This is a genomic window from Marinomonas sp. TW1 (assembly GCF_001625355.1).
Classification (GTDB): Bacteria; Pseudomonadota; Gammaproteobacteria; order Pseudomonadales; family Marinomonadaceae; genus Marinomonas.
Map to the genome: position 1 here is coordinate 66,811 of NZ_JSEE01000011.1, position 23,226 is coordinate 90,036.

The 23,226-nt window shown below is 44.6% G+C and carries 21 protein-coding genes; 8 read left to right on the forward strand and 13 right to left on the reverse strand.

Annotated features, from left to right (window positions below; genetic code table 11):
• Nucleotides 1–183 precede the first annotated feature (183 nt).
• Together OA79_RS11355 and OA79_RS11360 are read left to right on the forward strand one after the other, a co-directional pair.
• Nucleotides 184–1,674 (forward strand): SulP family inorganic anion transporter, encoded by a 1,491-nt coding sequence (locus tag OA79_RS11355; RefSeq protein ID WP_063333358.1) that lies wholly within the window; start codon nt 184–186, stop codon nt 1,672–1,674.
• A 29-nt stretch (nt 1,675–1,703) separates the two neighbouring features.
• The gene (locus OA79_RS11360; protein ID WP_063333359.1) at nt 1,704–2,555 is read left to right on the forward strand and encodes a universal stress protein; all 852 of its coding nucleotides are present in this window, start codon (nt 1,704–1,706) and stop codon (nt 2,553–2,555) included.
• 74 nt (nt 2,556–2,629) lie between these two features.
• Here the strand turns inward: OA79_RS11360 and OA79_RS11365 are convergent, their stop codons facing one another.
• The 3 genes from OA79_RS11365 to OA79_RS11375 all read right to left on the reverse strand — a co-directional run bounded on the left by OA79_RS11365 (nt 2,630) and on the right by OA79_RS11375 (nt 4,810).
• Nucleotides 2,630–3,085: an NfeD family protein gene (locus OA79_RS11365; protein WP_063333360.1), complete on the reverse strand. Its 456-nt coding sequence runs from the start codon at nt 3,083–3,085 to the stop codon at nt 2,630–2,632.
• Nucleotides 3,086–3,088: 3 nt separating this feature from the next.
• A complete protein-coding gene (locus OA79_RS11370) occupies nt 3,089–4,027 on the reverse strand; it encodes an SPFH domain-containing protein (protein WP_063333361.1) in 939 nt (312 codons plus the stop codon).
• 138 nt (nt 4,028–4,165) lie between these two features.
• Nucleotides 4,166–4,810, reverse strand: a complete 645-nt coding sequence (locus OA79_RS11375) for a methylamine utilization protein (RefSeq protein ID WP_063333362.1) — start codon at nt 4,808–4,810, stop codon at nt 4,166–4,168.
• A gap of 141 nt (nt 4,811–4,951) precedes the next feature.
• Between OA79_RS11375 and OA79_RS11380 the strand changes: the two genes are divergently transcribed.
• Nucleotides 4,952–5,701 (forward strand): helix-turn-helix domain-containing protein, encoded by a 750-nt coding sequence (locus OA79_RS11380; RefSeq protein WP_063333363.1) that lies wholly within the window; start codon nt 4,952–4,954, stop codon nt 5,699–5,701.
• Here the strand turns inward: OA79_RS11380 and OA79_RS11385 are convergent.
• The 6 genes from OA79_RS11385 to OA79_RS11410 form a co-directional block, all read right to left on the reverse strand.
• Nucleotides 5,655–6,713, reverse strand: a complete 1,059-nt coding sequence (locus tag OA79_RS11385; RefSeq protein ID WP_063333364.1) for an ABC transporter substrate-binding protein — start codon at nt 6,711–6,713, stop codon at nt 5,655–5,657. The genes OA79_RS11380 and OA79_RS11385 overlap by 47 nt on opposite strands.
• Nucleotides 6,713–8,173 carry a sensor histidine kinase gene (locus tag OA79_RS11390; RefSeq protein ID WP_063333365.1) on the reverse strand — a complete coding sequence of 487 codons (1,461 nt, stop codon included), beginning with the start codon at nt 8,171–8,173 and terminating at the stop codon, nt 6,713–6,715. Before OA79_RS11390 ends, OA79_RS11385 begins: the two co-directional genes overlap by 1 nt.
• The gene (locus tag OA79_RS11395; protein WP_063333366.1) at nt 8,136–8,819 is read right to left on the reverse strand and encodes a response regulator transcription factor; all 684 of its coding nucleotides are present in this window, start codon (nt 8,817–8,819) and stop codon (nt 8,136–8,138) included. Before OA79_RS11395 ends, OA79_RS11390 begins: the two co-directional genes overlap by 38 nt.
• Nucleotides 8,820–8,921: 102 nt before the next feature.
• Nucleotides 8,922–10,436, reverse strand: a complete 1,515-nt coding sequence (locus OA79_RS11400) for a tripartite tricarboxylate transporter permease (RefSeq protein WP_063333367.1) — start codon at nt 10,434–10,436, stop codon at nt 8,922–8,924.
• Nucleotide 10,437: 1 nt separating this feature from the next.
• The gene (locus OA79_RS11405) at nt 10,438–10,878 is read right to left on the reverse strand and encodes a tripartite tricarboxylate transporter TctB family protein (RefSeq protein ID WP_063333368.1); all 441 of its coding nucleotides are present in this window, start codon (nt 10,876–10,878) and stop codon (nt 10,438–10,440) included.
• Nucleotides 10,879–10,960: 82 nt separating this feature from the next.
• Nucleotides 10,961–11,953 carry a Bug family tripartite tricarboxylate transporter substrate binding protein gene (locus tag OA79_RS11410; RefSeq protein WP_063333369.1) on the reverse strand — a complete coding sequence of 331 codons (993 nt, stop codon included), beginning with the start codon at nt 11,951–11,953 and terminating at the stop codon, nt 10,961–10,963.
• A 241-nt stretch (nt 11,954–12,194) separates the two neighbouring features.
• Here OA79_RS11410 and yddG point away from each other — a divergent pair, with 241 nt between their 5' ends.
• The gene (gene yddG / locus OA79_RS11415) at nt 12,195–13,118 is read left to right on the forward strand and encodes an aromatic amino acid exporter YddG (protein ID WP_063333370.1); all 924 of its coding nucleotides are present in this window, start codon (nt 12,195–12,197) and stop codon (nt 13,116–13,118) included.
• Between the two features lie 50 nt (nt 13,119–13,168).
• On the opposite strand, the gene OA79_RS11420 is transcribed toward yddG, so the two are convergent.
• Nucleotides 13,169–14,413, reverse strand: a complete 1,245-nt coding sequence (locus OA79_RS11420; protein WP_063333371.1) for a pyridoxal-phosphate-dependent aminotransferase family protein — start codon at nt 14,411–14,413, stop codon at nt 13,169–13,171.
• Nucleotides 14,414–14,712: 299 nt separating this feature from the next.
• On the opposite strand from OA79_RS11420, the gene OA79_RS11425 reads away from it, so the two are divergent.
• A complete protein-coding gene (locus OA79_RS11425) occupies nt 14,713–15,138 on the forward strand; it encodes a DUF3010 family protein (protein ID WP_063333372.1) in 426 nt (141 codons plus the stop codon).
• A 133-nt stretch (nt 15,139–15,271) separates the two neighbouring features.
• Here the strand turns inward: OA79_RS11425 and OA79_RS11430 are convergent, their stop codons facing one another.
• Nucleotides 15,272–15,904 (reverse strand): LysE family translocator, encoded by a 633-nt coding sequence (locus OA79_RS11430; protein ID WP_063333373.1) that lies wholly within the window; start codon nt 15,902–15,904, stop codon nt 15,272–15,274.
• A gap of 135 nt (nt 15,905–16,039) precedes the next feature.
• A complete protein-coding gene (locus tag OA79_RS11435; protein ID WP_082825457.1) occupies nt 16,040–16,912 on the reverse strand; it encodes a DMT family transporter in 873 nt (290 codons plus the stop codon).
• A 127-nt stretch (nt 16,913–17,039) separates the two neighbouring features.
• On the opposite strand from OA79_RS11435, the gene OA79_RS11440 reads away from it, so the two are divergent.
• The 3 genes from OA79_RS11440 (at nt 17,040) to OA79_RS11450 (ending at nt 20,977) form a co-directional block, all read left to right on the forward strand.
• Nucleotides 17,040–17,867, forward strand: coding sequence for an HAD-IIB family hydrolase (locus OA79_RS11440; RefSeq protein ID WP_063333374.1), 828 nt, complete (start codon nt 17,040–17,042; stop codon nt 17,865–17,867).
• A 53-nt stretch (nt 17,868–17,920) separates the two neighbouring features.
• Nucleotides 17,921–19,147, forward strand: a complete 1,227-nt coding sequence (locus tag OA79_RS11445) for a hypothetical protein (RefSeq protein WP_063333375.1) — start codon at nt 17,921–17,923, stop codon at nt 19,145–19,147.
• A gap of 72 nt (nt 19,148–19,219) precedes the next feature.
• Entirely contained in the window at nt 19,220–20,977 is a 1,758-nt protein-coding gene (locus tag OA79_RS11450; RefSeq protein WP_082825458.1) for an alpha-amylase family glycosyl hydrolase, read from the forward strand.
• A 161-nt stretch (nt 20,978–21,138) separates the two neighbouring features.
• Here OA79_RS11450 and OA79_RS11455 read toward each other — a convergent pair whose 3' ends face one another.
• Nucleotides 21,139–22,998: an ABC transporter ATP-binding protein gene (locus OA79_RS11455; protein ID WP_156486260.1), complete on the reverse strand. Its 1,860-nt coding sequence runs from the start codon at nt 22,996–22,998 to the stop codon at nt 21,139–21,141.
• Between the last annotated feature and the right edge of the window lie 228 nt (nt 22,999–23,226).

Consider the following 23,226-nt stretch of genomic DNA (forward strand, 5'->3'; position numbering starts at 1 on the left):
AACTCTTTATAATTTCAGCACTTTCAGGCGTTTACACTATCAACCATTTCTTTCATGGTATATCTGAGCCTTTTCTAGACTCTAATAGTGTCCCCACAATACAACCCTCAAGTTGTTTGTTGAGCCCCAGCGCCTCTCTTAATAGCAATTTTCATTGCGACTTTTACACACAGAAGGTAATACATGATCGATTCGATAAAACGAGACTGGTTCTCAAATATAAAAGGCGACTCTCTCGCCGGTACTGTTGTTGCGTTGGCACTCATCCCTGAGGCCATTGCATTTTCTATTATTGCTGGAGTTGATCCAAAAGTCGGCTTGTATGCCTCATTCTGTATTGCCGTGGTCATTTCGTTTTTCGGCGGCCGCCCAGGCATGATTTCAGCCGCCACAGGGGCGATGGCACTGCTTATGGTGACCTTGGTAAAAGATCACGGTTTACAGTATCTTTTAGCTGCCACCTTATTAACCGGTGTGTTTCAAATTATCGCTGGCTACCTCAAATTAGGCAGCCTAATGCGGTTTGTTTCTCGATCTGTTGTGACAGGATTTGTGAATGCCTTAGCCATCTTAATTTTCATGGCACAATTGCCCGAGCTAACAAACGTTACCTGGCATGTATACGCGATGACAGCGGTTGGTTTAGGCATCATTTACCTGTTCCCATTACTGCCTGTTATTGGTAAAGCCATTCCTTCGCCTTTAGTTTGTATTGTCCTGCTTACTGGTTTTGCGATGGTTTATGGACTGGACATTCGTACCGTTGGCGACATGGGTGAGCTACCTGATACGCTGCCAATATTCTTATGGCCTGATGTGCCTTTAAACCTTGAAACTCTTTGGATTGTTTTGCCTTACTCCTTAGGCTTAGCTGTCGTTGGCTTACTTGAATCTATGATGACCGCCACGATTGTCGATGAGTTCACTGACACCAATAGTGATAAAAACCGCGAATGTAAAGGTCAAGGTGTGGCCAACATCACTTCTGGCCTTCTTGGTGGTATGGCAGGTTGTGCCATGATTGGTCAATCTGTTATCAATGTGAAATCCGGTGGTCGCGGTCGACTATCTACCTTTATTGCTGGTTTCTTGCTACTCATTATGGTTGTTTTCTTAGACGATCTAATTGGCCAAATCCCAATGGCTGCTCTGGTTGCTGTGATGATCATGGTGTCCATCGGCACTTTCTCTTGGGAATCGGTGATTAACCTGAAAAAACACCCACTATCAACTAACATTGTTATGTTAGCCACGGTTTCCATCGTGGTATACACCCATAACTTGGCTCTAGGCGTGTTTGTCGGCGTATTATTAGCCGCTATGTTTTTCGCCAACAAAATTGGGCGCTTTATGGCCGTTACAAGTGAACAAGGAGATACGGCTGGACACAGAAAATACAAAGTCATTGGCCAAGTCTTTTTTGCGTCTTCAGATCAATTTACGGCCGCTTTTGATTTTAAAGAAGCCGTCGAAAAGGTTACGATTGACTTATCAGATGCGCATTTTTGGGACATTACATCAGTATCAGCCTTAGATAAGGTGGTGATTAAATTCCGTCGTGAAGGCGCGGATGTGGATTTAATCGGTATGAACCAAGCCAGTGCGACCGTCGTCGATAAATTTGGTGTTCACAACAACCCAGAAGAAGTTGAAAAATTAATGGGCGGACACTAAAACCATTAAAACAAAAAAGGAGTGCAACCATGACAAACGTAATTGCCTGTATTGATGGTTCTTCATTATCAGAATACGTCACCTCCGCTTCAGTGTGGGCGGCAAAACAATTATCCTGTCCACTGATATTGTTGCACTCTTTGGAAAAAGACGAGAGCCGAACGGAAGAAGACCTGTCCGGCTCAATTGGCTTTGGTAGCCGCGAGCATTTGCTCGATGAATTGGTCGAACTCGATGCAAAACGCGCTAAGTTAGCACTTGAGCACGGCAAAATGATTTTGGACAATGCCAAATCTTATGCCTTGCAAGCAGGCGCCAAACAAGTCGCCCAATTGCAACGACACGGCGACCTTGTGGAAAGCCTAGCAGAACTAGAAGAAGACACTCGATTAATCGTACTAGGACGCTTGGGTGACCATCATACGATGAACGCCCACACCATTGGCTCTCATATTGAGCGAGTGGCACGCAGCCAACATCGCCCCATTCTCATAAGCATTGGAGAATTCACGCCACCGAAAAATTTCATGATTGCCTATGATGGACGGGAAGCGGCAGATAATGCCATTGCAAGAATTGCGAAAAGCCCTCTACTGTTGGGACTTAAGTGCCATTTAGTCATGGCAGGAGACGACACACCTGGACGCAGAGAAAAACTAGAAGCTGCCCAAGTCATGCTAGAAGAAGAAGGTTTTCAAGTGACCGCCAGTATTCAGGCTGGGAAGATTTATCCTGTGCTCACACAATACCGTGACGATCATAATATTGATCTAATGGTCATGGGAGCCTATGCCCATTCAAAGGTTCGACAATTTTTCGTCGGCAGCAACACCAGTAAAATGATCATTGAAAGTAATATTCCTTTACTCATTCTACGATAATCGTATTCAGATAATAAAAAGGCCGAGTTAACAGCATGACTGACTCGGCCTTTTTTTATGTCTTTTAATACACTTTAATCCATTGCTCTAATGTGAAATATTCCTACTTGGGCCTCAATGACTTCCACGCGAGTACCCGCTTCAATGACATCGTCACTGACTAAATGCCACTGCACACCAGAGTAAGAATGCGTGGGCGATTCTGTTGGCGATACTTTGTCTTTAAGAATAAATTGATGTCCAACCAAATCCCCCTGCGCTTTTTTTACGCTCACATTCGCTTGCATGGACTTTAGCGGACGCCAAAGCACTAACGCCGCTATCAGCGTCAAGACCCCGGTACTCAACAAAGCACTTAAAAGCGTATCAGGAATAATGCCCATATATAATAGAACGCTGGTTAGCACAGCGCCGACGCCGGCAAAAAATAAGAAAAAAGTCGTAAACCCTAACACCGCAACTTCGATCACCAATAAGATTAAACCCACAACCAAAAGACTTTGAGCAAGGTTTTCGGTGAAAAAGTTCATACGCTAATTACCTTTGTTCATTTGCTGGATAATGGTGGTTGCTTGCGCCACTAAAGAAGAGGCTTCGGTTGCACCATCTGGCAACAAGACAACTGACGATTCTTTTGCAATGGCGCGCTTGGCTTCGATGGCTTTAGTCGCTAGATCGAGCTGAATGGCTTTTTGGCCATCCTCTGTCGCAGCCGCTTCACCGACTTTACGCAAGGCTTCTGCTTGAGCTTGAGCGACAGCAACAATGGCTTTCGCTTCACCTTCTGCGCGCAGCACTTGCTCTTCCTTGTCCGCTTCCGCCGCAAGAACCACCGAAGCCTTCTCACCTTCTGCACGGTTGATGGCCGCTTGACGATCGCCCTCCGACTCAAGAATTTGTGCGCGTTTCACACGCTCTGCCTTCATCTGAGCTTCCATCGCCTCCATCACTGAGTGAGGCGGTATAATGTCTTTGATTTCATAACGTAAAACCTGAATACCCCAAGGCCCCGCCGCCTCATTGATCGCAGAAACAATGTTGGTATTCAATTGATCCCGCTCTTCAAAAGTCTTATCCAGTTCCATTTTACCTAACTCAGAACGCATAGTCGTTTGTGCTAACTGAGTGACAGCGAATACATAATTATCAACACCATAGGTCGCTTTATAGGGATCTAGCACTCGAAAATACAGCACGCCATCAACGTGAAGTGAGATATTGTCTTTGGTAATCGCGCTCTGCTCTGGCACATCAACCGCTTGCTCTTTTAAAGAGCGATCAGCCGCAACACGATCAATGAAGGGTAAGATAAAATTCAATCCCGCTTCTTTTGTCGATTGATATTTACCAAAACGCTCAACCAGAAAAGCACGGTTTTGAGGCACAAACTTAATGGAACTCTTTAAAAGGAAGACCGCTAAAATCAGTACCAGTACTTGTACACTTAATAAATAGTGAAGTATTACTTCCATTTGTTTAAATCCTTATCATAAAAAGGCCATATTCAGCCGTTTGTTGTATTATTTTTTAAAACACTACTTGGTTATATCACCTTATGAAACATAAGGTGGGACTATCTAAGCACAATAGGACGAACAGATATCTTAAGATCAACCCGACACGCCATCGACTTCATTTCGCCAATCATAATCATAGTCGTGATCAGAATGATCGCTCACTTCAATCGGAGGATAGAGGTTTAACGTGACAGCTTGTCGAGCATCACTGCCAACCTCAAAACGCTTGATCGTATCCACGCCTTCAACAAAGCGCTCATTCCAAATAGAAACACTGTCGCCCGCCTCCACCGGCAAGGTCACCCAACCCTTATCATTGGTTTTAACCGCGTATTCATTGTCCGCGACAAAAATATACCCAATCATATCATCGTGAATATTACAGCCTAAAATCACCAACCCTGGTTTATCAAATTGAATGGGGGCTATATCGGATCCTTTATACAACTTAATCTCAAAGCTTTTTGGTTCGGAAAAACTGTAAACATGGTGCCGAATGTCATCACTATTAGGGAATCGAACAAACTGCCCTTTTTGAACGACTAATATTCTAGGCACAAAAGACTCATCGACCTGATCCATCACAGCACTGTCTGTTGGGCTGGAAACCGCTTCACCCGTCACAAAAACCACCGCATCAGTAACCGGTTGCTGATCTTGATCTAAGATTTGCATTGTTACTTCAGCCGACGCCGCTTGTAACCATAAACAACACAAACTAACCAATAGATATCGCATGACTTCCCCTTTTGCTTAAGTCTAGATAGGTATAGAGTATCAGTATCTGAAAAGAAAGATTCATTTATCAGGCTGTTAATACTGACAGTCTACGTCAGTATTAAAAAGTAATCATCCGAATAGCAAGGCTAGGACAAGACAGTGCGTGATCCAATTGAACTCCTCTCTTATCAAGGCACGGCAGAAGCACACCTTCATACACACACCCAAATTGTTTTGCCGCTTTCCGGTCAATTGGAACTGGAAGTGGAAGGTCAACAGCAAGCGGTCGAATTCGGCCAAGGGTGCCTCATTTCATCACAACAAGCACATACGCATCTGGCCGAACACGACAACCGATGCCTAGTATTAAATGCCCTGCCTATTTGGAATCAAGACTTAATAAGCCAAGAAAAATTCATCCAATTAACCCCTCAAGCCCAGGCCTATTTACCTTTCTTGTCTACTTTGTCAGCGGACTCAAACTTGCTCAAACAACAGCAAGCTTTAGTCTTTTTAGAGCATTTATTGCCTCTACCTAAAGAAACATTACGACACGCACATGTCCGGTTACAAAAAGCCAAACAGTTAATCGATCAAGAGTTCGCTAATGGCTTGTCCATCAAGCAAGTCGCACAACAAGTGCATTTAAGCACCAGTCAATTAACACTACTATTTAAGCAACATCTTAGCGTGACCCCAAAACAATACCTTCTCCAGAAACAATTCACTGCGGCAAAGCATTGGCTCAGTTGCTCTCAACACAGCCTAGAAGAGATTGCACAGAAAGTGGGATTGAGCAACGCCAGCGCCCTAGTCAGGCTTTTTCATCAACATGGAAATATGACGCCGGGCACATTTCGCTCTACTCTTCACGCTGAATCTCAAAAGCAATTTCCCAGTTGCGAATAAAACGCTGCTGTTTGGCGTAATCACGCCCCACTAACAATTGCTGATCCAATTCTATAATGCCTGTTGGCCCTGGTGCACTCACCACAAAAGGATCATCTGTATTTTTCACATCGGGGTGAATTGGGAATAATAACCCTTGCTCTTGCATCATTTTTTGAGCGCGATCTGACAATAAGAAATCAATAAACAAGCCCGCATCCTGAGGATTGGGCGCATTTTTTGGAATCAAGGCGGCACGCATCAACATTAAAGTAAAATCTTTCGGCAAAATCATTTTGAGACGATCGTCGTCTTTTGCCCTTTGAGAAGCGTAAGAGCCAAGCAGGTTATAACCCAATACCAACTTACCGTCGGCCACATCGTCGATAATATTATGAGTGCAACAGTAGGTCTGTACATCGTGGCTACCAAACGCCTCCAACAGACGCCCCCATGTTAAATCCGCCTGACGTGCATCCTGACTCGCCAAAAGATACCCAACACCACTTTGACGAATATCATAGGTACCAATACGTTTTGTCATGGCTTGCCCATGCTGTCGTATGGTCTGCAATAACGACTGTCGGTCTTCTGGCAAAGGCCCAGGAAAGGCGTCTTTGTTTACCAGCATCACAATCGGCTCTAATGAAAACGCAAAAAGCTGGTCACGCCACTTAAAATCTTGCGGTAGATTGTCCGTTAAACTCGACTGATAGGTTCGGGCATAACCATCATTAACCAACTTAAAATGCAGATCCATTGCACTGCTAATGGCCAAACTCGCCACTGGACTCGATTGTTCCTCAATGGTCAAATAATAGAGCTCAAGGGTATTCACATCACGATAAGCCACTCGCACGTCTGGATATTGTGCGACAAAATCCTGCAAAATGGGTTCAAAGGACGTCAAGTCCAAAGCCGAGTTAATCACTAATACCCGTGACGCATTTTTTTTCCCAAACCAAACGGTTGGCGATTCGGCCCAAGCCAAGGACAAACCAAAACACATTATAATCGTCAGCCATGCTTTCATCAGATTCGTCCTCTAAAAAAGCTCAATTTGTCTATGTCCACCTGAAAGGTCGTGCCCTTGGGTTGAGTATCGAGAATTTCGATGTGAGCATGATGATGATCTAAAATGTCTTTCACCATAGACAAACCAACCCCACTTCCAGCGATGTCATAACGAGCCCGATAAAAACGCTCAAATACGCGCTCTTTTTCTTCTTCAGCAATGCCATCACCATAATCAATCACCTGAATACGATAGGTTTTCGACAATTCCTCTACTCGAACAATCACATCCGTTTGCTGTTGTTTTTGATGGCCACTATATCGCACCGCATTCTCAATTAAGTTTTGCATCATCTGCTGAATCGAGAAACCATCACCAAGCACCCACGCTTCCTGAAGAGAGCATTCGTAAGACAAACGCACCCCTTGATGCAAAGCGGGCACAGCGTGCTCACGACATGACGCGGTAATCGGCACTAACAAGTCCATTGGTTCCAATCGGTGAGTTTGCAGTCGATGTGAGACCACAGCTTGATTCAATAATAAAGTCACTGTCTGGCTCAAATAATCACATTGACGAACAATATTCTCTAGGGCCAGATGCTGCTTTTCTGGCGAGGTGTTATCACGAGCATTTTCCGCCAACGCTTTCAAACTCGCCAATGGCGTTCGCAATTGATGGGCCGCGTCGGCCGTATAATTTTCAAGTTGTTCAAGGTTTTTTTGAAGGCGTGCCATAAAGTGGTTGATAGCCACTTTTAAATGATGAGTTTCTTTCGGAGTATTGATGGTAATGGGGGTCAAATCCCCTTTTACGCGCTCTTCTAGCGCCCACTCAATGCGATGTAAAGGGCGTAAGACCAAATGGCTACCAATCATAATCAATGCAATGGCAACCAACGCAATTAGTACCACCACCTCAACAGCACGCTGGGTAATGGAAGAAGCCATTTTTTCCCTAGACAAGCGTGTTTGACCTAAGATGATTCGAACAGTTTGTGCGCTTTCAGGATTGGTAAGATGACGCTCAAGCCATGCAAATCGAACCGATTCTCCGGAATAGCTTTGATTATAAAATTGCATTTGATCCAAAACAGGTTGTTTTGGCGGTTGGGAGTCAAGGTTATCATAGCCAGTAATAAAACCCTGCTCTAGACTCTCGACTTTATAAAACACCCGATCTTCATCAGCTTGAGCTAGAGTCGCAAAAGCGGACCAAGGAATATCAACACTCACCTGATTGTCTATCAGCGCGATGTTTTCATCCATTTGCAACAAGGCACTGCGCAACAGTCGATCATAGGATAAATCCGCTAACTGGCGACTGTAATCAAAAATCAGATTAATCGCGATGCCGGCAATGACACAAATCACAATGACGCCCGAGACAATGAAACGAAAGCGTAATGAAGGGGCTTTTTTTAACGCCAGTTTTTCATCGTCATTCAGATTTTGAGGACTGAGTGATTTCTGCCACATAACCAATTCCTCTTAATGTGCTGATCACCAAATCCCCTTTTAGCATTTTTTTTCGCAACCGCCCGACATACAGCTCTATAGCATTAGGCCCTGGCGTTTCATTAAAATTAAAAAGATGATCCGTTATTTCGTCTTTGCTGAGCACTCGCCCCAAATGCCCTAGAAAAATCTCCAGCAAGCGAAATTCTCGATTAGTAATCGCCGTCAACTCCCCTTCGATAAACACTTGTCGGCTATCACGATTAACCTGAATGTTACCATGCTCTGTTACGTTAGTAGCGTAACCTTGTTTTCGTCTTAGCAAAGCTCGGCATCTGGCCTCTAGTTCACCAAAATCAAAAGGTTTTGTTAGATAATCATCCGCTCCAGCATCCAGCAAACGAATACGATCATCAATATGATCCCGAGCCGTTAAAATCAGTACTGGCGTATCATCATCACGCTGCCTCAATTTTTGAAGCAATTGCAGGCCAGATAAACCTGGTAAATTCAAATCCAGCAAGATCAAATCCACAGACTGATAACGCAACATTTCATCGGCCTGTTTACCATCTGTTATCAAATCAACGCCGTGACCGAGCGACGTTAAACGCTCATAAATGGCCTGACCTAATACCTGAGTATCTTCGACTACTAAAATTCTCATAAGGCGCCTGCGAGTTCATTATTATTGTTTGATATAAAGCAAAAAAATTCGAACGATAAAAACCGTCCGAATTTTTAAGTTTCTACTAATTTCGTTAACTATTTAGCTTGTGCTATTTTTTGATCTGGCCATCTTAGCACGGACAATTGGACCAACAACAATAGGTAAAACTAATCCTAGAATTGCCACAGTCCAAAGACCAATACTTAAACCACTATTGAAAAGCACACCCCAATCACCATCAGATAACACCAATGCATGACGTAAGCTTTTTTCCATTTCAGGCCCAAGCAACATACCTAAAATAATCGGTACCAATGGAATGTCCACTTTACGGAAAATGTAGCCCGCGACACCAAAACCTACCATGAAATACAAATCCAACGCACTGTGACTCACAGAGTAGATACCTACTGAAGCAATCAAGGTCACGATTGGCATGAGATATTTAGGCGGAATACTCAACAATTTAACGAAAATACCAACCATAGGGATGTTTAACAGCAACAACACTAGGTTACCAACAAACATGGCGGCAATCACCCCCCAAACGAGGTCCGCATTCTGCTGGAACAACATAGGGCCTGGTGAGATATTCAACGAAATCAACATGGCTAACAATACAGCGGTCGTACCACTGCCTGGTACACCTAGCGTTAACATAGGAACCAAGGCACCTGACGCAGCACCATTATTACCGGCTTCTGGGGCAGCGACGCCACGAGGGTCACCATGACCAAACTCACCTTTGTCCGAGGTACGTTTCTCCAACGTGTAGCTGATGAAGCTACCAAGAGAAGCACCTGCGCCAGGCAATACGCCAGACACAAAACCAAGCAAGGCCCCACGAATAGAAGCAGGCAAGACTTTGATAATATCTTTCGCTGATAATTTTAATTTATTAATCGCCACTTGCTTTAGACCATCACCCGCGTGACGCTCAAGGAAAAACAACAATTCACTGATCGCAAATAGACCAACAATAGCGATAATGAAATCGACGCCTTCAAATAACTCTAGTGTATTGAAGGTATAACGCTGAACACCAGTCGAAATATCAATACCAACGGTCGCAATCATCAAACCAATGGCCGCTGCCATTAGTGTTTTGAATTGGTTCTTACCAGTGATACCACCGAGAGTCGCAAAGGCTAATGCAAACAATGCAAAATATTCAGACGGGCCAAATTTCAACGCAAATTTAGCCAAGATTGGTGCCAGAATAACTAAGCCGATAGTAGCAATGAAACTGCCGATAAACGAAGCAATGGCCGAAATGGCTAAGGCTTCAGCCGCTTTCCCTTTCAACGCCATTGGATAACCGTCTAAACAGGTCATCATGGCCGGCTCATCCCCTGGAATATTTAACAGGATAGAAGAAATACGACCACCGTACATGGCCCCCGCATACACGGATGTCAATAAGATAAGCGATGACGTTGGCGATAAGCCCAAGCTAAACGCCAATGGGATCAAAATGGCCACACCATTGGCAGGCCCAAGACCAGGCAAAGCTCCGATAAGCGTCCCTAGAATCGCCCCCGCCACGGCAAACATAATACTTTCTGGCGATAATGCAACGGCAAAGCCTTGCATCAATAAGCTGATCGTATCCATATTAAAACTCCAATAAACCGAGTGGCAGAGCTAACTCAAGCACATGATTGAATAAGAAGAAGATGGCAACAGAACTAATCACACCAGTAATGACACTCTTCGACACACTTGCCCCCATGCGCCAGCATAAAAACGTTACGACCAATGCGGCTGCCGGCATAAACCCAATGGGTTCAATCGCCCAAGCAAAAACCAACATTGCCAACACCACAATAGTCAGTTCCACTAACATAGCCGCTGGTGCCCACTTCTCATCTGGGTCTGGTCGTACCATCATATAAATTGAGCTGATCCCGAGAATAATGGACAGCATAATAGGAAAGGTTTCAGGTCCGACACTTTCATGCCCACCAAAAGGCACTGGAAATTGAGTCGCTTCCCAACCGTACGCTACGGCGAGAATTAGCATCAGCATGCCAAACACACGATCATTTACGCGCATGTTTCTGCTCCATGTTAGTTAATCAATAGAATATAAAAAAGGAAAACAGGAGGGGTTTCCCCCTCCAAATAGCGGTTTGCTATTAGCGGATCAAACCAATATCTTTTGATAGGATTTGGATATCCAAAGTTTGATTTTTAACGAATTGGGTAAACTCAGCACCGGACTTGTGGAATGGCATCAGGCCATTTTTAGTCATGATGTCTTTCCACTCTTGAGTGGTGTACAACTCATTCATGGTATCTACCCACCAATCGTAAGAGTCTTGACTCGCTTTACCTGGTACGTAAAAACCACGCCAATTTGGAGCCACGGAATCAATACCTTGCTCCATCGCCGTTGGAATGGTGTTAAAAGGTGCTGGCAAACGCTGCTCAGATAGCACAGCTAACACACGCAAATCGCCAGAGTCCATAAAACCCTTCACTTCGGATACATCACCAGTGAAAGCGTCAACATGACCACCAACAACCTGGACGAGAGCTTCAGAGCCACCACTAAACGCTAAGTAACGAACTTTTGGTAAATTCTCAACGTGCGCTTTTTGCGCTGTCATCAAGACTTTTAGATGATCCCAACCACCAGATGCACTACCACCAGCGAATTTCACTGAAGTTGGATCTTGCTTAAGGGCGTCAATCAATTGATTAAGAGAAGTGTATTTTGAATCTTTACCAACGGCGATGATGCCGTAGTCCGCACCCAATGTACCCACCCATTTCACTTGGTCTGAGTTCATTCCAGGGAATTGGCCTTGCGCAAGGCGAGTTGTGGTTGCCGTACTGGCGGCAACAATCAGATTATCATCTTTAGTGCGTTTACTGACCGTGTGCGCAAACGCTACACCACCACCAGCACCTGACATATTGACTGTTTGCACATTGCCTTTGATGTAATCTTGGTCAACCAAAACCTTACCGACACTACGACAAGTGAAATCCCAACCACCGCCTGGATTGGCTGGTGCGATACATTCCGCACTGCGAGCAGGTTCATAGGCATGAGCCTGTCCAACCATAGAAAGTGCGACCGCACTAGAGACAAGAACAGACTTTAAAGATAGGTTTTTAAGCATGATTTTCTCCTGCTTGTTATTGTTTTTGTTAGCGAGTCAAGTTTCTAAAATAAAATGCTCAGTAAACTTGATGGGCTTCACCTTACCTTTTAAACCTGTCACCACCCTGTCAACGTCCTTTTTTATTTCACTTATTATGTAAAAAAGCGTGTTTTTAACAATGCACTTTAGCGTTTTTTGACAATGCTCAAACGCACTAAAACCCGTAAGCTATACATAATTCTAACGTTAAGGGCAAAGCATGAGCACTTCAATAACGACCCACTCCTCTCCACAAGCAACCCTTATTGGCAGCATTGCGATTTTGCTGTGGAGCATTTTAGCCCTGTTTACCACGCAAGCGGGTCTCGTTCCACCTTTACTCCTGCTCACCCTCACCTTTGGCGTGGCCACCTTGTTGTTTTTTTCTGTTTACCTTGCCAAAGGAGAGATTAAAATCTCTTGGCAAAGTACACCGAAAAGCGCCATCGCTATGGGTGGTTTAGGCTTTTTTTGCTATCACTTTTGTTATTTCTATGCTTTTCAGCACGCGCCACCAGTGGAAGCCGGCCTCATTGCCTACTTATGGCCACTGCTAATCGTTTTGATGGCAGGCATGACAAAAGGTCATCACTTATCTTGGACTCACCTTATTGGCGCTATAGTCGCTTTCATAGGAACGGCCATCATGCTGCAATCAAAGACCACCATAGCGGATAGCAGTGGTATAGAAGTACATTGGACGGGGTATGCCGCCGCGTTTGCTTGCGCCCTGCTCTGGTCAAGTTATTCCGTGGCTAACCGACGTTATCAAAATGTTCCTTCAAGCTCCGTGCTCTGGTACTGCCTCATCACGACAATACTGGCTGGCATCAGTCACCTTATATTGGAAACCACACCCGAAACGTTAACAAGCAACACTTGGATCGCCATTCTTGGCCTGGGTCTGGGACCCGTTGGCGTGGCGTTTTTCTGTTGGGATTTCGGTGTCAAACGGGGCAATTTATCTTTGTTAGGGGTGTTGTCTTATACCGCCCCTGCTCTTTCTACAGCCTGGCTTGGCCTGTTTACTGAAGCCGAGCTGACTCAAGGTCAAATCATTGCCTGCCTGTTTATTACCTTCGGCGCCCTGTTCGCCAGCCTTATGCCAAATAAAAAGCCAGACACAAAAATGCCCCAAACATAAGGGGCATTTTTGCAGACTAAGTTATTTATTGATTAAGTCATTTACTGTCGCTAAGCAACAGATTGAGTCACTTGCCCTAGGGTTCTTGGCATGCGCTGTAAATACGCTTCCATCTCAGCCATACCATTGGGCTGATCAACTTTCACTCCCAAATCTCGCATAGTGCTGCCCAGAGCATGCAAAGTTCGGAACAGGTTATGCTCACGACATTGCTCGCCCATTTGACCAATGCGCACTATCGGTTGCCCAAATGAACCCGCGATTTCAACTCGATATACATCTGAAATATGATGGCAAATTTGATTAGCGGTCAATCCTTGCGGAATATTGATGCCGACGACAGAATTCAGTCGCGCTTCTGACGTAATGAAAAGCTCTAGCCCCATTCCTTCTATACCCGTCTGTAACGCTTTCGAGCAACGTAAGTGACGAGTAAATCGTTGCTCAAGTGTCTCTTCACATACCAACTTCAAGGCTTCATGAAGCGCCATGATGCCAGAAACAGGCGCGGTATAATGATAGCCGTCTTTGTGCCAGAAATTTTCAGCCAATTGCACATCAAAACACCACTGAGCAGTAGGCTGAGTACGACGTTTAATGGCCGACCAAGCCTCATCGGAAAACGCCAACAAAGACGCTCCAGGAATAGAAGACAAGCCTTTTTGACCGCCAGTAATCACCACGTCCACTTGCCACTCATCCATTTTCAACGGCATGGTACTCAAGGTACAAACCGCATCCACTACCACTAAACAACCATACGATTTCGCAATTTTAGCGATGTCTTCCAAGGTGTGATTAAACACCGTATTAGAGGTTTCACCCTGAACCAAAGTAACCACTTTGGGACGCGTTTCTTCAATCGCTTTACGCACCCGCTCAGGGTCCGCTGCTTCATACGTTCCAACGTGTAACTCATGAACATCAGCACCAACACGAGTGGCCATCTCCGCCATACGATGGCTGAAAAAGCCATTATTAATGCATAAAATACGCTCATCTTTTTGCAGTAAATTAGCAACCGCCATTTCCATCGCCGCCGAGGCCGGCCCCGCTACGCCCAAAACCCATTCAGATTTGGTTTGAAAAACATAGCGTGCCATGGACTTAACCTGGTCAATTACTTGGGCCATGACACTTCCCAAATGATTAATCACCACAGAATTGGCCTTGGCGACGCGTTCTGGAATGGGTACAGGACCCGCCCCCATCATCAACAAAGGTTCGTGTGGCAGAATTTCATCCAAAGATTTTACTTGTGGTGGTGTCACGCCAAGAGGCGATGAAGCAGTCATTGAATACAACCTAATTTGTCAGAGTAAAGAAAAACAACCGCCGATTAAAAAGACGTTTTAGCAATTTAATCAGTAGAAAATCTCGTATTTTGCAATTTAACAAAATATTATTTCGAAATAATAACGTATTCTGCGTAACATTAAGAGACAAGAAACTGAAAAGAGTGTAATCCACCAGAGGCCAACCTTTTCGCATTAGATCTGACTTCTTTTCATGAAACCAAGCAGTTTTTTTTACTCTGCGAGAATCACGACAAGTGTGAGATAATGCCTAAAATCTTAAATGATAAGGCTATTATATGATTACTTGTGGCGTCGAAATTAAAGGCAGTGAAGCCATCCTTTGTCTCATGTCGAAAGAAGACGGGTTATTTCAAATTCCTGACTGTCGTCAAATCCGACTTCCCTTAAACAATCCAAATGACAGTGAAAATATCCGCAAACTGCAGTTCACTCTCAAAAAACTCTTCGAAGACTACAAGGTCACTCAGGTCGCCATCAAAGAGCGTCCAACGAAAGGAAAATTTGCCGGTGGAGCCGTTGGATTTAAAATTGAAGCGGCACTGCAACTCATCGACAGTGTTCAGGTGGATCTGTTTAACAGCAGCAAAATCAAAGAAACCATACAAAATAATCCATTGCCCATTCCCTTTAAAGCAACAGGATTGAAAGCCTTTCAGGAAGGCGCCTTTACGGTCGCCTATGTGGCGCTATCTCAAGACTGATTTTTTATGCGTAAAGCCAGACACTAAAGCAGTGTCTGGCAAAGCATAGAATGAACAAGACTTTTTAGATTAAGCATAAGCGATAAAGTCAAAATCCATGCTCTCTGCCTTAGAGAACACTAAGCTCAACCCACTATCTGTTACCCAAAATCAGACCACCACCCAATACAATGAAAATCGTATGGTAGATTTTTGAAAATGCCTTACTGAGCCCACTTGTTTGCAATGCATTTGAAATGTTTTTAGCAAGATAAGAGTACGCAAGATGAACCGAGATGACGATCAGACAGATAGAAGCAAACATGATCAAAAATTGCAGTGTCACTGCATGATCTGGCGATACAAACTGAGGCAAAAAAGCCGATAAAAAAATAACTGTTTTGGGATTACTTGCAGAAACGAAGAACCCGGTTTTAAAACACGACGGCACTGCCTTCTCTTCTTCTTTCTGCCCTAGTTTCTTGCCTTCCTCCTCTTTCCTTCGTTGATTCAACAATCCAGTCACGCCCAGATATATAAGATAAACTCCGCCAATCACCTTTAGGATAAAAAACGCCATCGGCGATTTCTCTAGCATGGCTCCAGCACCACAAGCCACTAAAAGGACGATAATAGCTTGGCAGGTAAGGTTCCCAAGAATCGACAACAAAGCTTTACGATACCCATACTTAACGGCATTCTGAACCACAAAAATGACGTTTGGCCCAGGGGCCAAAGTAATGAATAAGTAGGCACAAAAAAACAAAAACCACAGTTCAATCTTCAAAACACACTCCCTGTTATTTTTCCCAAATCATTTACGAATGTAACCGAACAACCTTCAGACTCTTAATGCCACAACTTGCGCCATATCAGCTCACCAAAAAAACGCACTACGCTTTTTTTGCACCAAATGAGAGCGTTATTTTTTCCTTCCCATGATCACCAGTAGGACACCACCTAATACAATCGCGCTTGCTAAAATAAGATGTAAGCTGATGTTTTCAGCTGCAAACACCACACCGCCAAAGGTGGCAATGATGGGGACCAAAAGCTGCAAGACAGCCGCCATGGAAGCACTGATTAGAGGCAACACCGCGTACCAAAGCGCATAGCCCAACCCCGACATGACCGCACCAGATAATACGGCGAGTAAAATCCCATCAACACGGCTCTGCAACACACCAAAACAATTAATCAGAATCAGCAGTATCACCAACATCGGCAAGGTACGAACAAAATTAGAAGCCGTTGCGAACAAAGGAAAACGAGAGTTTTTACCTCGCCATGTATACAAACCCCAAGCCACTCCGGCGATAGTCATAAGCACGAAGCCAGCCAACGAAGGAGAGGTTAAAGTGGGTAACACTAAATACACAAAACCAGAAAAAGCCAACACCAGTCCGAACCATTCAAGTCGTCCCAATGTCTGTCCGAAAAAGATGGCAAAACCAATTAAGGTTAACTGAACCGCAGCAAACAGAATCAATGCGCCCACACCGGTCGACAGTGTAATGTAGGCATAGGAGAAACCAACAGCATAGACAAACAAAGCGGCGGCTGACGCCCAGCTGCCTTCCTGCATCATACTAGGCAACGTCACCCTGCTCTTTACCAGTCGATGAATCAAGCACAATAAAATCAGAGTAATGGCACCACTCAGTAGGCGCCAAAGGGTAAAGCTCCCAGGGTCAATCAAACCATCCGCTAATGCTAAACGATTTAATATTGAATTGGCGGCAAACGCCATCAGAGCCAAAAATATCCCGACATACAAACGTAGCAAACTTGTCATCTAATTGTTTAAAACCCTAGTTAAGCTGATAAAAGGAAAGCCTACTGTCACGCACTGGCACCACATTTGCAAGACTAACCTCAACGTCCAACAGCAATACCTTGATGGACCCACAATTGGAAACGAGATGACAAGCCTATTAATTTTTACTGATCTAGATGGCACATTATTGGATCACCACACCTACAGCTTCGAGCCAGCGAAGTCCGCTATGCTGTCTCTAAAAACCTTTGCTATACCTTGTGTCATTAATACCAGCAAAACCTTTCATGAGTTACTTCCTCTCAGAAAAGCCTTAAACCATCTTGACCCTTTTATCGTTGAAAATGGCTCCGCCGTTTATATACCCAAAGCCCTTGAATTAGACATTCAAGAACCCTTAGAAGAAGTGGGTGATTATTGGCTAAAAGCGTTCGGCCCTAAGCGGGAAGAGCTCATAAAAATGACGAATGACCAGCAAGAGGCCTTCACCTTTCAACGTTTTAGTGACATGAGTGTTGGCCAGCTCATTAAGTTAACTGGTTTAAACCAAGAGAATGCCAAGTTGGCGATGCAGAGGGAGTTCACTGAACCTATGGTATGGACAGACTCCAACCAAGCTCTGCAACGCTTTCGCGATTACCTAAAACCTTACGGCGTGCAAATTCAAAAAGGCGGCCGTTTCTCCCATTTAATGGGACAAGACTGCGATAAGGCCAATGCCATGCTTTGGCTTAAAGCACTGTATCAAAGCCAGCATCTGGACGATGAACTCATTACCACCATGGCATTAGGAGATGGCGAGAATGACATTGGCATGCTCAGTAAAGCTGATATTCCAGTCGTCATTCGCTCACCGGTTCACGCGCCACCCGAAGTACCGAATCGCAGTGATGCTTGGTTAACTGACGATTATGGCCCAAAAGGCTGGGCACAAGCCATTAACCAAGTATTAAGCAAACAAGGCATTTTATAACCCAAGGCTCGACAAAAATAACGAACAGACATTTTACTTTCAGGAGATTAATAATGGGTGACTTTCATCAAAACGGTATCATCACCACGCTTCATAATTTAGCACACCGCCCCCTTGAAGAAATGGAGAAAGAACTTTGCGAGTTTGCTAAGACTCGTCCAATGTCACTGATTTTGCCCTGTTTGTATTCCGAGTTGGAAACAGCGGCCATGCCGAATATCATTAAGCATCTTCAACAAGTCCCCTATTTATCAGAGATCATCATAGGCTTGGACCGCGCCACCGAAGAGCAATACCGCCATGCTTTAGAATTTTTCAGCGTGCTGCCACAAAACTATAAAGTTCTCTGGAATGACGGCCCTCGATTAAGAGAAATTGACAGTGTTTTAAAAGGCGAAAACCTCTCTCCATCTGACCCAGGTAAAGGCCGAAATGTTTGGTTCTGCATGGGATACAACCTAGCCGCCGGTAAAGCCGAATCGATCGCCATGCATGACTGTGACATCGTCACTTATGATCGCGAGTTATTAGCACGATTAATCTACCCTGTGGCCAACCCCAATTTTAACTACGAGTTCTGCAAGGGCTTTTATGCTCGTGCTGCCAATGGCAAGATGAATGGTCGAGTCAGCCGCTTGTTAGTGACGCCTTTACTTTATTCATTGAAAAAAGTCCTAGGACATCTTGATTATTTGGATTATCTCGACAGCTATCGCTATCCATTAGCTGGGGAATTCTCCTTCCGCCGGGATGTGATGACGGACCTGCGCATCCCAAGTGACTGGGGGCTTGAGATTGGTGTATTAAGTGAAATGTATCGCAACTATTCACCTAACCGTTTATGTCAGGTCGACATTGCCGATATTTACGATCATAAGCATCAAGATTTATCAGCCGATAACGATGATGGCGGCCTATCGAAAATGTCCATCGACATTACCAAAGCCATTTTCCGTAAATTGGCAACCAATGGCACCATTTTCAATCAGGAAACTTTCCGTACAATAAAAGCCACCTACTTCCGCGTTGCACTGGACTTCATCGAAACTTACCGTAATGATGCTGAAATCAACGGTCTAAAACTGGACGTGCACACGGAAGAACAGGCCGTTGAATTATTTGCCAGCAACATCATGAAAGCCGGCAACCAATATTTAGAAAACCCAATGGAAACCCCGTTTATTCCAAGTTGGAATCGCGTCATCAGTGCCTTCCCTGGCGTGATGTCACAACTGGCCGACGCAGTCGAAAAAGATATGAACGAGTTTGGTCCGAAGTAATCGGGCTAACCGTGTTAACTGAGTGAGCGCTACGGCGTTGTTTTCAATCACTTGAAATAGCAGGAATTCACTATGGAACATGCTCCCTTGTCACAATTAGAGCAAAGGTTAATGGCGCATTTGCAGCTTCTCTACCCAACACTTGATCACAAAGAGTTGGCGAGAAAGTGTTTAGCGACCTTCTTTCTTGATCCAGCAACCGAGTCGCCTCGACCTCATAGAAACTTATGGGATCAGTCCGACGTCATGCTGATCACGTACGCAGATACCTTGCGTAAAAAAGGCGAAGCGCCATTAGAAACCTTGCACAATTTTGTCAAAAGCAAACTGGCCTGCTGCATTTCCGCTGTTCACCTTTTGCCTTTCTTTCCCTACAGTTCCGATGACGGCTTCAGTGTAATGGATTACACCACCGTCAATCCTTCATCTGGTAACTGGGATCATGTGTCCAACTTATCGAAAGATTTCAAAGTCATGGGGGATTTGGTCATCAACCATTGTTCAAGTCGCAGCATGTGGTTTGAAAACTATAAAGCGGGCGTCGAACCTGGTGCTACTTTTTTCTATGAAGCAGACCCAAATGCCGATTTAAGCGCCGTGGTCAGACCCAGAACGTCCCCTCTGTTACGTGAAGTAAAAACTCAAAACGGTGAAAAGCACGTTTGGTGTACCTTTAGTCATGACCAAGTGGATTTGAATTTTGAAAACCCAGATGTCTTGATCGAATTCCTGCGCATCATTCGTCTGTATTTAGAAAAAGGCATTCGCTGGTTTCGACTGGACGCGGTGGCATTTCTTTGGAAAATCCCAGGGACAACTTGCATTAACTTGCCTCAAACCCACGAAATGATTCGTCTATTGCGTTTGATGATAGAGCATTATGCCCCTGAAGCCGTGATCATCACCGAAACCAACATTCCAAATCAGGAAAATTTAACCTACTTTGGTAACGCCAACGAAGCTCACTTGATTTACAACTTCTCCTTGCCCCCGTTGTTGATCAACAGTTTGGTCACCGGTAATTGTCATCACTTAAAACAGTGGTTGATGAGCATGCCGCCTGCCCAGCAGGGGACCACTTACCTGAACTTCATTGCTTCGCACGATGGCATAGGTTTGCGCCCAACAGAAGGTTTGTTGTCAGAATGGGAATTGGAAACACTGATAAACACCATGAAGCGTTTTGGTGGCAAACTCAGCTCACGCACCACACCAAAAGGTGAAGCCAAACCATACGAAATCAACATCAGCTTGTGGGATGCCTTATCAGGTTCCGCGCACCAAGGGCCAGACCAATGGCAGTTTGCTCGTTTCCTTTGCGCTGCTGGTGTAATGATGGCGCTAGAAGGCGTTCCCGCGTTTTATGTTCACAGTCTTTTTGGGACAGAAAATGACTTTGAACGGGTCGATAATACGGGGCACTTCCGTTCGATCAATCGCCATATTTGGGACATGGATGAATTAGATCACGCGCTGAATACACCGACGCACCATCAAAAAGTCTTTAACAGTGTCACCAACTTGCTAAAAGTGCGTCGCGCTCAACCAGCTTTTCACCCCAATGCTACGCAATACATTTTGCACATGGGGGAAAACCTCTTTGCTTTTTGGCGCCAAAGCTTAGACAGACGACAAAGCCTCTTTGCGGTATACAACATGACAGATCAGCCACAACACTTTAATTTGTCAGAGTTAAATCTAATTGCAACGGACATTTGGACAGATCTTGTTTCGGAACAGGTATATGAAGATCATCTGGGTAAAGTCACCCTAATGCCTTATCAATTTGTTTGGTTGGCTAACAAGAAGGGTAAAATCAAAGACGATTAAGAGACGACTAAGTCCCTCATGAATGCAGATTAAACGTAAAACATACGTCACGCTGCACTCCAACAACCTCATAAAAATGCGACCGTATGATGTCATAAGGTCGCATTTTTTATCACGAGAGAATCAATACCAGACGTTTCTACAAAACAAGTAGATCAGTCTTATACCGTTTCATCTGACTCTAACACCACGTCTTCGGCCAAAAAGCCTCCTGTCTGATGCGCCCATAGCGCCGCATAAATGCCTTTTGCCTTGACTAATTCTTCATGACTACCCTGCTCAATCACATGACCTTTGTCCAAGACGATCAATCGGTCCATCGCGGCAATGGTCGATAAACGGTGAGCAATGGCGATGACGGTTTTACCTTGCATGAGCTTGTACAAACTGTCTTGGATCGCCGCTTCAACTTCAGAATCAAGAGCGGATGTCGCCTCATCTAAAATCAACAAAGGTGCGTCTTTTAGCAACACTCGAGCGATGGCCACACGCTGGCGCTGACCGCCAGAGAGCTTAATGCCGCGCTCTCCGACCATGGCATCGTAACCCACATTGCCATATGGGTCGGTTAACGTCTGAATAAACTCATGAGCTTCGGCTTTTTTCGCTGCCGCAATCATCTCTTCTTCCGTGGCATCTGGACGACCATAAAGCAGGTTTTCCCGCACGGTACGATGCAACAGTGACGTGTCTTGCGTCACCATACCAATCTGAGCACGCAGCGATTCCTGAGTCACTTGACTGATATCTTGGCCATCGATGCACACTTGCCCAGATTCAACATCATGAAAGCGCATCAGCAAATTAACAATGGTCGATTTACCCGCGCCTGAGCGCCCAACCAAGCCGACTTTTTCGCCAGGCTTAATGGATAAAACCAACTCCTCAATGACTTTACGATCCGTTTTGCCGTAATGAAAATTGACGGCTTTGTAATCAATTTGTCCCTGCATTACTTGCAATGCTGGCGCGTTTGGTTTGTCTTCAATTTCAACCTCACGGGACAGGGTTTTCATGCCATCATTGACCATTCCAATGTTTTCAAACAAAGCACTGACTTCCCACATAATCCACTGGGACATGCCATTCAATCGCAGCGCTAAGCTCACCGAAATCGCAATAGCTCCCACACTAATCACACTGTCTGACCACAGCCAGATAGACATGGCCGCGATCACGAACGCCAATATATAATTACAACCTTGTACGCCAACATTCAGGAAGGTGACTAGGCGCATTTGCTTGTACACGGTTTGCAAAAAGCCATCCATGCCTTCTTTGGCATAGTCCGCTTCACGATCATGATGTGAAAACAATTTCACCGTTGAGATATTGCTGTAACTGTCGACCACCCGTCCGGTCATAATAGAACGGGCATCGGCTTGCTCCGCCGATATTTTTTTCAACTTAGGCACAAAATAAAGCTGCAGCAAAACATAACAAACCAACCACCCCAACATAGGCAACATGAGTCGGTAATCCGCTTTGGCAATTAACACCACCATGGAAATAAAGTAAACGCCAATGTACACCAATACATCCAACAGCTTCATCACGGTTTCACGAACCGCCAATGAGGTTTGCATCACCTTAGTGGAAATTCGCCCAGCAAATTCATCCTGAAAAAACGACATACTTTGCTTGAGGATAAATTGATGTGACAACCAACGAATTCGCATTGGGTAATTACCCAACAACACCTGATGAATAATGGCGGAATGGAAAAAGGTTAACAGCGGCATGGCCACCAGAATCATCAACCCCATTAACATCAAATGCGTACCTTCTTCGGCAAAAAAAGTACTTGGGTCTTTGTTTATCAGCCAATCCACCAACTGTCCTAAAAAACTAAACAGCGTTACTTCCAAAATCGCAATCAATGCGGTTAAGCACGACATCAGTATCAATGGCAGTTCAACGCCTTTTGAGTAATGACGACAAAAAGCGTAAAGTGTGTTCGGCGCTTGCTCAGCTTCCTGTTTAGGATAAGCAGCAATCCATTTTTCAAAAAGTCCTAACATAATAGTCCTTGTCACAGACCGATGCAGATCAAATAGAGCATCGACTAGAGTACGGTGGAAAAAAGTGACGAAATTGAAACATGTAAGGCATTTGAAAACCACACAATATGGAGCATCGGACGATGCCCAACGATGCCTTTACTTAGTGTTTACACAATTAATTTCATCTAATATATTAGCAAAAACGCTATAATAACGCCTTATTTTAGCGCGTCGCTCAATTGGGAA